This is a genomic window from Algoriphagus aquatilis (assembly GCF_042657405.1).
Lineage (GTDB): Bacteria > Bacteroidota > Bacteroidia > Cytophagales > Cyclobacteriaceae > Algoriphagus > Algoriphagus aquatilis.
In genome coordinates, this window is sequence record NZ_JBHSKS010000006.1 from 183,277 (window position 1) to 199,321 (window position 16,045).

Here is a 16,045-nt window from a genome sequence, read left to right on the forward strand (position 1 = left end):
TAGCGCAGATTTTTTAATCGAGTTGGCTTCGACTTCGCTCAGCCTGACCACTATCTGAGTGATTAGAATTCATCGGTCATCGGTCATCCGACACCTGTGGTGAGCGGAGTCGACAATCGGACAGCCCAGCACACTCCTTCCGTCTTCGGTCTCCCGTCTTCCAGCATCGGTCATCGGTCATCCGACAACTGTGGTGAGCGGAGTCGAACCATCGGACTCCAAACTCCTTCCGTCTTCGGTCTCCCATCTTCCCGCTTATTTCCCACATATTTTCCTTCCCAAACGCCCAAATTGATTACTTTTGCACCAAATAGCCGAAAAGCAGCATGTTTGATAATTTAAGTTTGAAGCTGGACCGGGCTTTCAAAACCCTGAAAGGAACCGGAAAAATCACCGAAATCAACGTCGCATCTACCGTAAAGGAGATCAGAAGAGCCCTGATCGATGCCGACGTCAACTATAAAGTAGCCAAGGAAGTCACCGACAAGATCAAAGACGAGGCCATGGGCCGGGACGTTTTGATCTCCGTTTCTCCGGGTCAACTCTTGGTAAAAATCACCCAAGAGGAGCTGACCAAACTCATGGGAGGTTCCAAAGTGGACATCAAACTCAGTGGAGATCCTGCTGTGATCCTGATCTCGGGTTTGCAGGGTTCGGGTAAGACGACGTTCACCGGAAAGCTCGGTAGTTTTTTGAAAAGACAGGGAAGACAGGTGCTATTGGTGGCCTGTGATATCTACCGTCCTGCGGCGATTGATCAGCTGAAAGTGCTCGGGGAGCAGATCGGTGTAGAGGTCTATGCCGAACCTGAAAATAAAAATGCGCTTCAGATCGCCAACAATGCGATAGCCTATGCGAAGAAGACCGGCAAAAAGACTGTGGTAGTCGATACTGCGGGTCGTTTGGCGGTGGACGAGCAAATGATGAAGGAGATTGAGGAGCTGAAAAAAGCACTTAATCCCTCCGAGACACTTTTTGTCGTAGACTCGATGACGGGTCAGGATGCGGTGAATACGGCCAAGACTTTCGACGAGCGTTTGGATTTTGATGGGGTAGTCCTGACCAAATTAGACGGTGATACGCGTGGTGGTGCGGCGATTTCTATCCGTCACGTAGTCAACAAGCCGATCAAATTCATCTCCACAGGTGAAAAGATGGAAAATCTGGACGTCTTCCATCCAGATCGTATGGCGCAGCGGATCCTCGGCATGGGTGACGTGATCTCCCTCGTGGAGCGAGCCCAGCAGTCTTTTGATGAGGACGAAGCGAAGCGAATCAACGCCAAAATCCGTCAGAACAACTTCAACTTTGACGATTTCCTTTCTCAGCTCGAGCAGGTGAAAAAGATGGGTAACATCAAGGACCTGATCGGAATGATTCCTGGAATGGGCAAAGCGATGAAAGGCTTGGATATTGATGATGACTCGTTCAAGCCAATCGAAGCGATCATCCGCAGTATGACTCCAAAGGAGCGTCAGAATCCGGACATCATCGATGGACGTCGAAGAAAGCGCATTGCTGACGGTTCGGGCAGGACGATCACCGAAGTCAACAACCTCATGAAGCAGTTTGACGACATGCGCAAGCTAATGAAGCAGATGAACAAGATGGGTGGCGCCAAGCAGGCTTTGGGCCGAATGGTGCCTCCGGGAATGGGAAGAAGGTAAGTCGATTTTCGATTTTGGATTTTCGATTTCGGATTTAAAGGGCCCAGTTAGAAATGACTGGGTTGTTTTTTTGCCATAAATTTTACATTTTGAGAAGTTTTTAGGTGATGGTTTTTGGCAAGAAATTATTTTAGATCGTAAATGAGAAACTTAGTCTTTTTTGTCCTCCTTTTTTCTTTGGGATGCAAATCAATCGACCCAAGCATAAAGGCCAATACGATAACAGTTTTGCCCAAATCTCAAACAATCAGATTTGAAGATGTCTTTTCAAAGGCAAAGCCCTTGAATCTTTCCGGAGAAGAATTACCATTGGCAGTCTACAGATTCATCCCATATGAAGAAGGTTATTTAATCTTGGATGGCAAAAGACAGCAGGTTGGATTGGTAAGTTCCAAAGGAGTTTTTAAGCCTGTAATTCATTCGCTGGGAGAAGGTCCGGGTGAGTATCTGGAAATCTGGGACTTCAAGGTAAACCCTGAAAGCAATGAGATTTTTATTTTGGATAGGAAATCAAGGAAGATGATCGTGTATTCCGAATCTTTTGCCTTTTCGAGGGAGATTCCAATTAAAAAAGAAGTTGCGTTTACGTTGCTTTCCTTTTCGTTTTTAAGTGGGAATGAAATACTTTTTCAAACCAGTGGGAGCTCGGGGTATAAGTTTTTAACCTATGATATTTTATCTAATGAATTTGAATTTAAAGTCCCAATTGAAAAAGAGTTTGAGGATCTTGGATTTGGGAATGATCGATCCATGTCTGTTTTGAACGAGCAGATTTCTGTGGTTTATCCTCTTGGTAATAAAATAGAACGCTATGACAGATTTTTAACCAGAAAAGAGGATTTGTTTGTTGATTTTCAGGGTTTTTCGATTACCGAGTCGGAATTAAAACAAGTCGCAAACGATCAAAATCGAATGTTTGATTTGATCCAGAATGACGAGAATAAAAAGGTTCATTCATTCCTTTTGGAGGAAACAAGTAAATTCTATGTTTTATCGTACTATTTAGGCTCGTTTCGTAAGGGAGATTTTTTGAAATCCATTATTGAAAAAAGTACAGGGGAAACCAAGACCTTCCATACCATAAAAATTGGTGATGTGGGGGTAGATCTTTTACTAATTGGAAAGGGGAAAGGAGAAGAATTGATTTTCACTATAAACCAAGAAAAGCTTGAGCGGATGTCGGTTTCTCAAATCCAGGCCCTGTCTAAAAAACTTAAAACCCCAATAAATCAAAATACGCCTTTGTTGCTTATTTGTACGCTGAAGTAAGGCTATTTTGCTGTGGGCTTCTGTCTAAAAAAACCAGTCAGAAATGGCTGGTTTTTTTTCTTTTTTCATCGAAGCAGTAAGAAAGTGAGGGTTTTGTCAGGACTCCTTTGGTATTTTAGCTTTCTGACTTTTTTATCCACTCCCCAACTTCCTTACTCCCCAACTTCAATACAGCGTCTTATCTCCCTTTTCTTTCCACAGCTCGAAAGCTTTTAAACTTTCCTCCCGCATCAAAGCAATCATCGGAATCTGCCGCTTTTCAGGTGTGATTTCAATTTCCTGATAGATAAACTCATCGTCAAATCCCGCATCGGCAGCGTCTTCTTTGGTGCAAGCGTAGTATACTTTGGCTGGTCTTGCCCAAAAAATTGCCCCCAAACACATGGGACAGGGTTCGCAGGAAGTGTAAACTTCGCAGCCTTCGAGTTGGAAGTGGTTCAGATTTTTGCAGGCCTCCCGAATGGCGACGACTTCGGCGTGGGCGGTGGGATCGTTTGTTCTTAGGACCATGTTGGAGCCTTGACCGATGATCGCTCCGTCTTTGACGATCACACAGCCAAATGGGCCACCATTGCCGGCGAGCATCCCGTTTTTTGCCAAGTCGATGGCTTGGCGCATAAAGGTTTTTTGGGAATTGGTCATAGGATAAAGGTAGTGATCAGTAGAAAGTGTTCAGTGTTCAGTCGCAGTGCAGCATTGGAAGTCAGAAAGATAAAGTGAGAAAGCCGAAAAAGTAAGCAGTGATCAGTCACAGTGGTCGAATCTATCGTCATCGAGAGGAGCAAAACTCAAAGCCAAAGTTTTTTTTGGAGGGCACACCTGAGATGAAGCGATCTTTTGCACTTCACATTAAATTCTGAAAGCTAAAAGGTTGGGAATTAAAATTCGGAGTAGATCTGTTTTTTAGCCTTCTCAATTCAGCGTTCATACTTTTAACGACCTGCCCACTGAGACTGACCACTTCCAACTTCCTACTGACTCAACTTATCCACCTACTCAAAAACTCCAAGAAAGGATCTTTGTAATTGTCACCGACGGCGATCTGATGGTTGCCGATTTGGATCACGTTTTTGGATACGGAGTCAATATGGTCGAGCGCCACGATAAAGGAGCGATGCACGCGCATGAATTTGTCTGATGGAAGCAATTCCTCCATGTTTTTCATACTCGTCAAGGACAATAGTGGGTTGGGCTTTGATTTGAGGTGCACTTTCACGTAGTCCTTGTAGGCTTCCACATGGGTAATGTCCCGCAGCATCACTTTGACGAGTTGGTACTCGACTTTTAGAAAAATATATTCCGGCTGCGTGCTGGATTCAAGTACTGGTTTGGCGCTTTCCTGATTGAGGATCCGGTCAAAATACTGGTAAGCCTTGGTAGCTGCATTGAGGAAGTCCTCGTAGCTGTAGGGCTTGAGCAGGTAATCCAAGGCATCCACTTTGTATCCTTCGATCGCAAACTGATGGTAGGCGGTACAAAAGATGATACGGGTCTTGTCCGAGTTTTTTTTTCCGTCTAGGATTCTTGCCAGTTCCATCCCCGAGAGATCAGGCATTTGGATATCCATGAAGACCAGCTGAACCTCGTTTTGATTGATAAATCCAAGGGCTTCGATGGCATTGGAGAATTTACCTACCAACTCAAGGAAGGCGGTTTGCTGGATAAATTTGGTCAGCAGCTCGAGCGCGAGAGGCTCATCATCGATGGCGACACATTTGATTTTCATGCCAGATTGATGGTAAGATTTACCCAATACTGGTTAGTGGATTCGTCTTTACCAAATTTTAGCCGGTGTTTTTCAGGGTAGAGGAGACTGAGTCTTCGTTTGGTGTTGACCAGTCCGATTCCGTTTTCTTTGGCTTCGGGGCTGTCCGGATTGATGGGGAAGATGTGGTTCTTGGTTTCAAAAAACACTGTTTCCCCCATGATTTCCATTTTGATCAGGATTTCGCTTTCCTGCTGAGAGCTAATACCATGCTTGAAGCAGTTTTCCAAAAATGGTAAAAACAGCATCGGAGCAATAACCAAATCGTCTTTTGGTTCATCGATCTGGATGTTGAGTTTGACTTTGTGCGAAAGTCGCATTTTCATCAGCTCCATGTAATCCTCAATAAACTTTACCTCTTTGCTCAGAAGTGTTTCATTTTTCTGGTTTTCATAGAGTACATAGCGCATCATCCGGGAGAGTTTGAGCAAGGCTTCCTGGGCTTTGCTAACATCCAGATTGGTGAGTGCGTAGATGTTATTCAGGGTGTTAAAGAAAAAGTGTGGATTGATTTGGGCTTTGAGGTACGAAAGTTCGGTATCGATCCGCTGACGGTCCAGCTCGCGACGGATAGCTTCATCTTTTTGCCATTTTTCAACCAAGGAAACGGAAGTACTGAGACCGATCGAAATCAGGTAAAGCAACAGCTGAAATACATCTCCTGGAACCCATCGCTTGTTTGGGTTGAAAGGCCGATCGGGATTAAATACCTGATGCATTTTTTCCGAATAGAGTGAAAACTGTTCGAAGTACACGATCATCAAATAGAACAGTACTGCACCGGCCAGAATGACTAAGATGTATAGGTAGTTTTTTCCTTTTAGCAGAATACGAGGGACAATTACTCCAGAATTGGTGTAAAAAATGGTGATCAGAAGTGAGATCAAGAAAATTTGCTTCCACCAAAATTGCACCGGCAGGGCAACCTCTCCCATTCGCCAGGAAAGGGGAGAAAGGATCAGTAACACCACGCAAAGCATGATCCAGCCAAGGATGTGTACCAATATAGAAAGGTTCTTTTTGGGGGTGAGTGAGGGCATGCGCTTGATTTACAATGACCAAACTAAGCGAATTTACTTTTTCGCCTCAAATCAAATCTACCAATAATCTGATCCCATCCATGAAAAGGATGATTTGGCCTATAAAGGCAGATAATTAGAAGAATAGACTTCTTGACCCCTGCATTTGGGGTATTTGTCGATGAATGCACCTTACTGGTCTATTACATTTTTTATGGCGCAACAATGCGGTCAACTTTGGGGTATCGAATAGGCAAGTGCCCTCATTTGAAAACTAAACCATGAAAAAATTAATTTATCTAGTAACGCTCTTCAGCTTTTTTAGCTTTGGTGTTTCCCAAGCTCAACAAACTCCAGAGAAAAAAGAACCCACCCGTATCATCGGGGTGGCCAAAGATCTCAAAACCGGTCAACCGGTAGGATATGCTACAGCAGCACTCTATAAGGCGGGTTCAGATGTTTCCACAGCAGGAGCCGTGGCAGATGGTGAAGGAGTGTTTTATATCACTGGATTTACCACTGGGACATACGAATTACAACTTTCCTTTCTTGGCTATGAAACTGTAAAAAGAACGGTAAATGTGAATTCTGTAGAGTCTGATATCAATCTTGGGGAGATCGCTATGTCAGATGAAGGGGTTGCGTTGCAGGAAGTGACGGTACAGGGACAGCGTGAACTCATCGAAGAACGTGTGGACCGTACCATCTACAAAGCAGAAAATGATAAAACCACTGCCGGTGGTGACGCCACGGATGTCTTGAGAAGGGTGCCAATGCTATCGGTGGATCTGGATGGAAATGTGTCCATGAGAGGGAGTGCCAATATCCTGGTGCTCATCGACAACAGACCGTCTGCGATTGCAGCATCTTCGATTGCAGATGCTTTAAGACAGATTCCTGCTGATGAAATCAAAGCAGTGGAAGTGATTACTTCTCCATCTGCACGATTTGATGCGGAGGGTACTTCCGGCGTGATCAATATCGTGACTAAGAAAAACAATCTTCAGGGTATGACCTTGAATATCAACTCAGGGGCTGGACTTAGAGGTTCTAACCTTGGATTGCAGGGAAGTGCCAGAAAAGGCAAAATGGGCTTTTCTTTGGGAGGATTCGGCAGATCCGGATACAATATTCTTGGAAGTTTTGAAAACCAGCAGATCACCAATAGTGCTAATGGTACTATTACACGAACCGTACAATCGGCAGATACCAAGCGTCAAGAGATCTTCGGTCGATACAACTTCGGCGTAGATTACGAGATTGACAAGTACAATTTCATCACCGGTGCGGTAAACTTTGGTATCCGTAACTCCCAAAACTGGCAGGAGAACTTCATGACTCAAAGTTTCCTTAACGATGTATTAAGAGCTCAGCAGAATCGTGAAATCAATACACTTGATAATTCCAATTCGGTAGATGTAAGCTTGAACTACACCAAGACCTTTGAAAAGCGAGGAAAAGAATTGAGCTTCCTTACCCTTTACTCCCTAAATAACAGAGAGAATTCATTTACCAATACCTTGTTTGAAGATGACATGGAGGATATTCTCTCCAGATTGAAAAACATTAACCCAAGCAAGAACGAAGAATTTACGGTTCAGGTGGATTATGTGACTCCAGTAGATCAAAAGGGAACTCAAATCATCGAATATGGTGCGAAAAATATCCTTAGAAAAGCCTACTCTGATTTTGCCTATTTCCAAGCGCAAGGTGCAAATGGTGCTTTTGTAGAATTGGAAGATCCTACCTTGAGCAATGAGTTTAGCTACGATCAAAATGTGACTGCGGGATATTTATCATACACCCTTCAGTTTTTGAAAAACTATACCTTGAAGCCGGGATTGAGATACGAATACACCACGATCAATGCGGATTTCAAAACTGAGTTTGAAGCTGAAATCCCTTCTTATGGAACCTTGGTGCCAAGTTTGAATGCCAGTAGAAAGCTCAAAAACGGCAACATGATCAAAGCTGCTTACAACAGAAGGATTCAAAGACCTTCTTTGAGATTCTTGAATCCCAACATTGAGGCATCCAATCCACAGCAGCTTTCTCAAGGTAATCCGACTTTGGATCCTGAGTTGACAGACAATTATGAATTGGGTTACAGCACCTTTATCAAAGGAACGACCTTGAATTTCACCGGATTCTACAGGAACACCACAGGTTCCATCCAGGCAATCCGAGATGTAAGAAATGATGGGATCATTTTTACCAGTTTCGAAAACATCGGCCGAGAGCAGGCATTGGGTACCAACCTGTTTTTCAATGTAAACATCAACAACAAGCTTTCTCTTAATGGAGGCATGGATTTATACTACTCTATGTTGGACAATGGATTGACTAACCCTCAATTTGCTGCACAGAATGAAGGTTGGGTAGTCAGTGGAAGAATGTTCGGCAATTACACGCTTCCCAAAGATTGGCAAATTCAGGTTTTCTCTTTCGCAAGAGGTAGACAGGTTCAGCTTCAGGGAACTTCCGGCGGCTTTGCAGCCTATGGGTTGAACTTCAACAAGCAGCTGAAAGAGAAAAGAGGATCATTGGGATTTGGTGCTGAAAACTTCCTGATGAAAGAATTTGTGATCAGAAATGAAATCGTGACTCCTACCATCATGCAAAACAGCACGAATAGAATCCAAAACATGAATTTCAAAATAAACTTTACCTATAGAATTGGAAAAATGAGTTTGGATCAAGCCCCAAGGAGAAGAAAATCAATCAATAACGATGATTTGAAGGAAGGTGAAAACGGCGGACAAGGTGAAAACCAACAGGGTGGTGGGCCTGTCCGAAACAGATAATTTTTGAAAAGCCTACTTCTTCCAATACTTGAAAGAAATTTTAATTAGATAGATTGGGTGACGAAAAACCCGGACTTAATGAGTTCGGGTTTTTTGTATTAAAACGTAAAAAAAAAGCTTACCGCTTTAAACCTAATGTCTATGAAAAAGTCAAAGCTGCAAATAGATTAGGGGTTACCATAAAAAAAGCCTGGCTTGTGGCCAGGCTTTTTTTTGGTCCGTCAATTAAGACTTATACATTACTTTTTTAATTGCCTTTACTGTCCTGCTGACATTTGGGATAGTCACATCTATGTAGGAAGGAGCATAGCTCAATGGGATATCCATGGAGTTTACACGGATGACAGGTGCATCGAGGTAGTCAAATGCATGCCTTTGGAAGTGGTAGGCAAGTTCTGAAGAAATGCCCGCGATTGGGTTTGCTTCTTCAACCACTACCACTCGATTGGTTTTTTTCAAGGATTCCACGCAGGTGGCATAGTCAATAGGTCTTACCGTTCTCAAGTCAATGACTTCGCAGGATACTCCTTGCTTAGCCATTTCTTCGGCAGCTTCGAGAGCTACTTTCATCATTTTTCCGAAGGAGATCACGGTCACGTCAGTTCCTTTTCGCTTGATATCGGCTACGCCTATAGGTAATAAATATTCACCTTCCGGTACTGGGCCTTTGTCAGAATACATCAATTCAGACTCCATGAAAATAACAGGATCTGGGTCACGGATAGCTGATTTAAGCAGGCCTTTTGCGTCGTAAGGGTTTGATGGAACGATTACTTTTAGTCCTGGAGTGTTTGCAAACCAGTTTTCAAAGTTGGAAGAGTGGGTGGCTCCCAATTGACCAGCATTTCCAGTGGGTCCACGGAAAACGATCGGCACAGAATAAGCTCCGCCCGACATCGCATACATTTTGGCTGCTGAGTTAATGATCTGATCGATCGCAACCAGAGAGAAATTGAAGGTCATGAATTCAATGATTGGCTTGAGCCCGTTCATCGCGGCACCCACTCCCAATCCAGCAAAACCTAATTCGGCAATTGGGGTGTCGTACACTCTTTCAGGTCCGAACTCATCCAGCATTCCTTGGGATACTTTGTAGGCGCCATTGTATTCGGCCACTTCTTCACCCATCAAAAAGACGTTTTTATCGCGTCTCATTTCCTCGGACATGGCCTCTCTCAAGGCTTCCCGGAATTGTATTTCTCTCATTGCTTTAAGACAAAATTTTGGCTCGTAAAAATAGAAAGGAATCGGGCATTTGCAAAGATTACCGTGTTCTTTGTCCCAGAAGGTGTTTATCCCAAGTAAACGGTTTTGTGGTTGACAAACTCCAAGATTCCTTGACGGCTCAATTCCCTCCCAAACCCTGATTTTTTGATCCCTCCAAAGGGAAGAGCTGGGTGCGATGCCACCATGGCATTGAGAAATACAGCGCCACTTTCGATGCGTGAAGCCAATTTCTCTCCCTTTTCGAGATCACTTGTCCAGAGTGAGGCTCCAAGCCCAAATTCGGTAGCATTGGCAAGAGATAGTGCTTCCTCTTCATTTTTGACTTTGAAGATAGATGCAACAGGTCCGAATGTTTCCTCAGAAAATGCTGGGGCTGAGGCCGGGATGTCCGTCAAAATCGTTGGTGAAAATTGAGCTGATTCGGAATTTGGCTTCATTCCACCCAAAATCACCTTGGCTCCCATCAATTTAGACTTTTCTACTTGATTATAAAGCTCTTGAGCCAGATCGGGTCGTGCCATACAGGCATAATCCGAGGATTCGTCCAAAGGGTTCCCTTGTTTCATCCCCATGATTTTTTGGGTAAAAATCTCCAAAAACTCCTCGTAGACATGCTCTTCCACGATAAATCGCTTGGCAGCTATGCAGCTTTGGCCAAAATTGATCATCCTCGCTTTGGCAGCAGTTTCTGCCGCAGTAGGCACATCTGCATCGCGCAGGACAATAAATGGGTCGCTTCCTCCCAATTCCAATAGGGATTTTTTGATCTGAGCTCCTGCTACTGATGCCACAGCAGCACCTGCTTTTTCGCTGCCAGTCAGTGAAACAGCTTTCACCCGATCATCCTTTAAGAGTTCAAGCGTAGTAGGTGAATCAATCAGTAAACTCTGAAAGGTTCCTATTGGAAAACCTGCTTCTTCAAATACCGATTCAATGGCTAATGCGCATTGGGGGACATTGGAAGCGTGCTTAAGTAGCCCAACATTGCCAGCCATCAGGGTAGGTGCTGCAAATCTGAACACCTGCCAAAAAGGAAAATTCCAAGGCATGATGGCTAAAATTGCCCCAAGTGGCTGGTAAATAACTTTTGCCTTTTTTCCATCCGGTAGATTTAGCTCTTCTGGGATTAAAAATTCAGCGGCTTTTCCAGCATAGAAGTCGCATACCCAAGCGCACTTTTCTACTTCCGCTCTTGATTCTTTGATTACTTTTCCCATTTCTAGGGAAATGATTCGGGAAAAATCTTCTTTTTTTTCACGCAAAATCCTAGCTGCGACATGCATCAATGCCGCTTTTTCAGCTAGGGATACCCACTTCCAGTCTTCAAATGTCTTTTGGGCCGTATTCAGTTTCTGTTCAAGTTCCTTAGGGCTGGTGGGCGACAATTCTTTTAAAAGTTCTCCAGTCCAAGGATTGATGGATTGGATTGTACTCATTTTTCAGTGGGTTTTCCGGCTTCTTTCCAAGCAGTTATGCCTCCTTCGAGCATGTACACATTCTTGAAACCCGACTTTTGCATCAAGTCAGCAGCTCTTCTTGTTCTGCTGCCCGAACGGCAATAGAGTAGATAGGTTTTTTTCTTATCGAGGTTTTGGATCTCTTTAGCGAAATTTTCCCCTAGGAAATTGATGTTTAATGCCCCTGCAAGGTGCCCCTCAGCGACTTCCTCAGGGGTGCGTACATCGACCACCATGGTTTTCTTCTTGCCTGACATTTTTTCAAACTGTTGGATGGTCAGTACTTGAATGGAGTCCTTCTTTACGGTTTGAGCAAAGCTGCCCAAGCTGATCAATACCATGGCTAGGAAAAGAGAAATCTTGATTTTCATGAAGTATTTGGTTTTTGGATAAACTAACGGCTAATTGAGTCCAAAATTTACAAGCTTTCAACTCAAAATGCCTCTAAAAATCGGATTGATTTCGGATTCACACAGTTACTTAGATCACAAAACGATAGAGCACCTCAAAGAAGTGGATGAAGTATGGCATGCGGGTGATGTTGGGGACGTTTCAATTTTGGATCTTTTACCGAAGGGTAAAATGTTGCGGGGGGTTTATGGGAATATTGATGATGCTGCGGTGCAGGAGATTCTGCCGGAGTGGCTTGAATTTGAAGTAGAAGGGGTTAAAATACTCATGACCCACATCGGAGGAAAACCACCCCGGTATGCCAAGGGAGTCAAAGAGCGTATCAAAAGCAGCAAGGCTCAGGTATTTGTATGCGGCCATTCGCACATCTGCAAGGTAGAATTAGATCGGGAGCTTCATTGTCTTTACATGAATCCCGGAGCTGTAGGACAGCAGGGCTTTCACCCGATTCGTACCCTGTTACTTTTTGATTTGAGTGAGGGTAAAGTCACTAATCTCAGGGTAGTGGAGTTGGGCAAAAGAGGGGCAATCGGCGCTTAATCAAAAAGAGTTTATTTCTTACTTAGGATAATTCAAAAAAATAGCGGCTTTGGGCCGCTATCCATTAGTTTTCTTAATCTGGATTATTTAGAGAAAGAAGCTTTGATAGCTTCCACATCTATATTTTTGATCACAGGCTTAGCGCTCAACTGCTTGATTTTGATCACGCGCTCAGTTTGACCTTGTCTTTTTCTTTTCAGCTTTCTTTTAAGAGTAGTTACGCCCATGGCCTTATATGTTTAAATTTTTAAATTCGAAACGAGTCGCAAAAGTAAGTAAACATTTCTTTTCTGCCTACTAATCTTGAGACTTTATTCTGAGGGTAATGCGAGTTGAAACCCGTGGTTCTGGGATTTTTGGATAAATTTGGCCATCCATTTATTCAAAACCCCATGCAAAAGCCTAGTCTTCCCAAAGGTACCCGTGATTTTGGACCGGTTCAGATGTTCCGAAGGAATTACATTCTCGATACAATCAGAGATACCTTTCAACTTTTTGGATACCAGCAATTGGAGACTCCTGCAATGGAAAATCTAAGCACATTGACTGGTAAATACGGGGAAGAAGGAGATCAGCTCTTATTCAAAATCCTCAATAGCGGTGAATTTACAAAGGATGTAACCCCTGGCGATTTGGAAAAAGGCCCATCAGGGGTTTTGTCCAAAGTGTCAGAAAAAGGCTTGCGCTATGACCTTACGGTACCATTTGCACGATACGTGGTGATGAACCGAAACGAACTCACCTTTCCTTTTAAGCGCTACCAAATACAGCCGGTGTGGAGAGCTGATCGACCTCAAAAAGGCAGGTACCGAGAATTTTATCAATGCGACGCAGATGTGGTTGGGACGGATAGTCTCGTGTGTGAGTCAGAGATTATCCTGATGATCCGTAGGGTATTTTCCAAATTGGGTTTGACTTCCTATGGCATTAAAATCAATAATCGAAAGATTCTTACCGGGATAGCTGAAGCAATCGGCGAACCCGGCAAAGAAGGCCCACTCTGTGTAGCAATTGACAAGCTCGATAAGGTTGGATGGGAAAAAGTGCAAGAAGAACTGATCCAAAGGGGTTTCGAGGCGGCTTCCATTCAGAACCTGTCTCCACTGGTCAATCTGGAAACAGACCTTAAGGGAAAAATTGAATTTCTAAAGGTATTTCTCAAAGATTCTCCGACAGGTTTGAAGGGAGTAGAGGAGTTGGAGGAAGTTTTTTCACTATTGGAAAAAATGGGTGAAGACCTTGCACATGTAGAGTTCGATATCATGCTGGCAAGAGGGCTATCATATTATACCGGAGCCATTTTTGAAGTCAAAGTTTATGGAGTCTCTATTGGTTCGGTGAGCGGTGGAGGTCGATATGATAATCTTACAGGTGTTTTTGGATTACCTGGAGTATCGGGTGTTGGATTTTCTTTTGGGGTAGATCGCTTGTATGATGTGATGGACGAGTTGAATCTTTTTCCTGGCGACAGGGTCAACGGGACAAAATTGCTATTGGCTCATTTCGATCAAAAGGGACTCGATTATGCCCTTTCGGTCCTAAACAGTTTTCGAAAGACCGGCATCAAATCAGAAGTCTATCCTGAAGTGGCCAAAATCAAAAAGCAACTTGAATTTGCTTCTAAAAAAGAAATCCCCTTTGTGGGGATTTGCGGTGATAATGAAATCAGTACGGGAACGCTTTCTGTCAAAAACCTAGCGACTGGAACTCAAGAGACTTTGACTATTGAAGAAGCTTTGGCGCTTTTGGGTTAATCAACTTGAAGAATGGATTGGATAGGAAGGTAAATTCCTCCTTTGAGGGACACGAACTCTTGACCTACCGCCCAAACTGTAGTCTCAACTTGGAATACTTGTCTATCGGCTGTTTCAAAAATCAGCTTTACTTTGGTTTGAAGTAAATTCCCTAAAGTTTGAGCTCGGTGTAGGTCAGCCATTCTTGCTTTTCTTTCATCCGGATTTTCCAAAACCTCCCTTTTCCCAAAGGTCAACTGAGCAATTTGTTCCTTTTCAAGCTGTGTGATAGTTTTCATGGCAATTAGGTTTATTAATCTTTTATACAGAATAAGTATTCTGAGAGTTGCCTAAAATATTTCTATGAAAACTATTAGGGTGAATTTTTTGGTTGAAAATTTTTCAATAGCAAAATAAAGTATTGTTTGTAACCTCCTACAGACTCTATTTATCGTGATATATTTGTCAGTAATAAAAATCGAAAGGTATGTTTGATTTCATGGGAATGATGGGCAAAGTCAAAGAGGCCCAAGCAAAAATAAAAGAAGCGCAAGCCAAGCTAGTTCATCTAACAGCTGAGGGCGAGTCCGGTGCAGGCTTGGTAAAAGTGTTTGTCAATGGAGAACGAAAGATCCTAAAGATTCAGATGGATGATTCCTTGCTCAATCCTCAGGATAAAGAGATGTTGACAGACTTGATTGCAGCTGCTACCAACAAGGCTATGGAGGCTATTGAGCAAAAGATCAAAACAGAAATGAAGGCAGCTACTGAAGGTATGATTCCTTCGATTCCTGGCATGGATTTAGGCAATCTTTTCGGGTAATCCTATGATTTGAAAATAGTCAATGCAGCTAGAATACTTGTGTTGACTTGCCAAATCCAAAATTGAGATCCATTATCTATGAAATCCTGTGCCATAGTCATACTTAATTATAATGGCGAAAAGGTTTTATCTACCTTTTTGCCATCGGTCATAGCATTCAGTGTGTATGACATTTGGGTTATTGACAATGCCAGTACAGATTCTTCATTGGAATTTTTGGAGGTTAATTATCCTCAAGTTTCGCTAATCAAATTGAAGGCAAACTTTGGATTTACCGGAGGTTACAATTGGGGATTGGAGGAGCTGAGGGGCAAGTATTCGTATTTTATCCTATTAAATTCCGATGTGGAGGTGACTCAAGGATGGGATTCGAAACTGATCGGTTTTTTGAATAAAAACACCGATTATGCTGCTGTTCAGCCCAAGATTTTATCATGGAAAGACAAAAGCTTGTTTGATTATGCAGGTGCGGGAGGAGGATTTTTAGACGCATTCGCCTATCCTTATTGTAGGGGAAGAATGTGGGATATTCTTGAAAGAGATCAAGGTCAATATAATGATTCTATTCCTGTAGACTGGGCTTCGGGCGCATGTATGGCAATAGATGCAAATGACTTTTTTGATCAAGAGGGATTTGACGGGCATTTTTTTGCTCACATGGAGGAGATCGATTTATGCTGGAGGCTGAGGAGAGCAAGAAGAAAGATTGGTTACCTCGGTGAGGTCACCGTGTATCATCAGGGGGGAGCTACTCTGGATAGAGGAAGTGGAAAAAAACTCTACCTGAATATTCGAAACAGCTTAAGCATGATTTTCAAAAATACTAGTCTAGCTAGATTTTTATGGGTTTTCCTCGTAAAGCTTTTTTTGGAATCATTGGCGAGCGTGGGATACTTATTGTCAGGGAAGTATGACTTTGCTGCCGCTGTTTGGAAAGGGTACTTTGATTTTTTTAAGTCGATAGGGTTGAGGTATGCTCAAAAAAGTCTTGAAGTTCAAGTTCCTATTGGATCAGGACCTTGCAATCTTCTATTTTTTAACGTCAAGGTCTTGGGAAAAAGGAAATTCTCTGACCTTTAATCAAAAAGCACAGGATTATTCATCTTTCTGAAATACTTTCGGATTTTCATCATCATTGCCATGGATACATAGAGTACGATAGGTGATCCCATGGTGATAAATGAAGTATATATAAAGAATAGTCTAATGCTGTCAATCGGGAAATTGAGCTTTTCTCCAAGTCGGGAACAAACACCGAATGCTCTTTCTTCGAAGAATAGTTTAAGTTTTTCCATGATTTGTGGTGATTAAGTCGTTTCGAAATTATAAA

At 42.9% G+C, this 16,045-nt stretch carries 16 protein-coding genes; 7 read left to right on the forward strand and 9 right to left on the reverse strand.

Going from position 1 to position 16,045, the window contains the following annotated elements:
• The first annotated feature begins 326 nt into the window (after positions 1-326).
• Positions 327-1,667: a signal recognition particle protein gene (gene ffh / locus ACFPIK_RS10005; RefSeq protein WP_377914785.1), complete on the forward strand. Its 1,341-nt coding sequence runs from the start codon at positions 327-329 to the stop codon at positions 1,665-1,667.
• Positions 1,668-1,808: 141 nt separating this feature from the next.
• Positions 1,809-2,936 carry a 6-bladed beta-propeller gene (locus ACFPIK_RS10010; protein ID WP_377914787.1) on the forward strand — a complete coding sequence of 376 codons (1,128 nt, stop codon included), beginning with the start codon at positions 1,809-1,811 and terminating at the stop codon, positions 2,934-2,936.
• 165 nt (positions 2,937-3,101) lie between these two features.
• On the opposite strand, the gene ACFPIK_RS10015 is transcribed toward ACFPIK_RS10010, so the two are convergent.
• The 3 genes from ACFPIK_RS10015 to ACFPIK_RS10025 form a co-directional block, all read right to left on the reverse strand.
• On the reverse strand, positions 3,102-3,578 hold the full coding sequence (locus ACFPIK_RS10015) for a nucleoside deaminase (protein ID WP_377914789.1): 477 nt from the start codon (positions 3,576-3,578) through the stop codon (positions 3,102-3,104).
• Positions 3,579-3,915: 337 nt separating this feature from the next.
• Entirely contained in the window at positions 3,916-4,662 is a 747-nt protein-coding gene (locus ACFPIK_RS10020) for a LytR/AlgR family response regulator transcription factor (RefSeq protein WP_377914791.1), read from the reverse strand.
• Positions 4,659-5,741 carry a sensor histidine kinase gene (locus ACFPIK_RS10025; protein WP_377914793.1) on the reverse strand — a complete coding sequence of 361 codons (1,083 nt, stop codon included), beginning with the start codon at positions 5,739-5,741 and terminating at the stop codon, positions 4,659-4,661. Before ACFPIK_RS10025 ends, ACFPIK_RS10020 begins: the two co-directional genes overlap by 4 nt.
• Before the next feature lie 260 nt (positions 5,742-6,001).
• Between ACFPIK_RS10025 and ACFPIK_RS10030 the strand changes: the two genes are divergently transcribed.
• Positions 6,002-8,524, forward strand: coding sequence for a TonB-dependent receptor domain-containing protein (locus ACFPIK_RS10030; RefSeq protein WP_377914795.1), 2,523 nt, complete (start codon positions 6,002-6,004; stop codon positions 8,522-8,524).
• Between the two features lie 225 nt (positions 8,525-8,749).
• Here the strand turns inward: ACFPIK_RS10030 and ACFPIK_RS10035 are convergent, their stop codons facing one another.
• From ACFPIK_RS10035 to ACFPIK_RS10045, 3 genes are all read right to left on the reverse strand, one after another.
• A complete protein-coding gene (locus tag ACFPIK_RS10035) occupies positions 8,750-9,730 on the reverse strand; it encodes a pyruvate dehydrogenase complex E1 component subunit beta (protein ID WP_377914797.1) in 981 nt (326 codons plus the stop codon).
• A gap of 86 nt (positions 9,731-9,816) precedes the next feature.
• Positions 9,817-11,187: an NAD-dependent succinate-semialdehyde dehydrogenase gene (locus ACFPIK_RS10040; RefSeq protein WP_377914799.1), complete on the reverse strand. Its 1,371-nt coding sequence runs from the start codon at positions 11,185-11,187 to the stop codon at positions 9,817-9,819.
• Entirely contained in the window at positions 11,184-11,579 is a 396-nt protein-coding gene (locus ACFPIK_RS10045; protein WP_377914801.1) for a rhodanese-like domain-containing protein, read from the reverse strand. The genes ACFPIK_RS10040 and ACFPIK_RS10045 overlap by 4 nt, the downstream gene beginning before the upstream one ends.
• Before the next feature lie 67 nt (positions 11,580-11,646).
• Between ACFPIK_RS10045 and ACFPIK_RS10050 the strand changes: the two genes are divergently transcribed.
• Positions 11,647-12,159, forward strand: a complete 513-nt coding sequence (locus ACFPIK_RS10050; protein WP_377914803.1) for a metallophosphoesterase family protein — start codon at positions 11,647-11,649, stop codon at positions 12,157-12,159.
• 83 nt (positions 12,160-12,242) lie between these two features.
• Here ACFPIK_RS10050 and ACFPIK_RS10055 read toward each other — a convergent pair whose 3' ends face one another.
• A complete protein-coding gene (locus ACFPIK_RS10055; protein WP_377914805.1) occupies positions 12,243-12,386 on the reverse strand; it encodes a hypothetical protein in 144 nt (47 codons plus the stop codon).
• 165 nt (positions 12,387-12,551) lie between these two features.
• Here ACFPIK_RS10055 and hisS point away from each other — a divergent pair, with 165 nt between their 5' ends.
• Positions 12,552-13,913 carry a histidine--tRNA ligase gene (gene hisS, locus ACFPIK_RS10060; protein ID WP_377914807.1) on the forward strand — a complete coding sequence of 454 codons (1,362 nt, stop codon included), beginning with the start codon at positions 12,552-12,554 and terminating at the stop codon, positions 13,911-13,913.
• Here hisS and ACFPIK_RS10065 read toward each other — a convergent pair.
• The gene (locus ACFPIK_RS10065) at positions 13,910-14,191 is read right to left on the reverse strand and encodes a hypothetical protein (protein WP_377914809.1); all 282 of its coding nucleotides are present in this window, start codon (positions 14,189-14,191) and stop codon (positions 13,910-13,912) included. The two genes, hisS and ACFPIK_RS10065, sit on opposite strands and share 4 nt — an antisense overlap.
• 188 nt (positions 14,192-14,379) lie before the next feature.
• Here ACFPIK_RS10065 and ACFPIK_RS10070 point away from each other — a divergent pair, with 188 nt between their 5' ends.
• Together ACFPIK_RS10070 and ACFPIK_RS10075 are read left to right on the forward strand one after the other, a co-directional pair.
• Positions 14,380-14,715, forward strand: a complete 336-nt coding sequence (locus ACFPIK_RS10070; protein ID WP_377914811.1) for a YbaB/EbfC family nucleoid-associated protein — start codon at positions 14,380-14,382, stop codon at positions 14,713-14,715.
• Between the two features lie 78 nt (positions 14,716-14,793).
• Positions 14,794-15,795 carry a glycosyltransferase family 2 protein gene (locus tag ACFPIK_RS10075; RefSeq protein ID WP_377914813.1) on the forward strand — a complete coding sequence of 334 codons (1,002 nt, stop codon included), beginning with the start codon at positions 14,794-14,796 and terminating at the stop codon, positions 15,793-15,795.
• Here the strand turns inward: ACFPIK_RS10075 and ACFPIK_RS10080 are convergent.
• The gene (locus ACFPIK_RS10080) at positions 15,792-16,010 is read right to left on the reverse strand and encodes a PspC domain-containing protein (RefSeq protein ID WP_377914815.1); all 219 of its coding nucleotides are present in this window, start codon (positions 16,008-16,010) and stop codon (positions 15,792-15,794) included. The genes ACFPIK_RS10075 and ACFPIK_RS10080 overlap by 4 nt on opposite strands.
• Between the last annotated feature and the right edge of the window lie 35 nt (positions 16,011-16,045).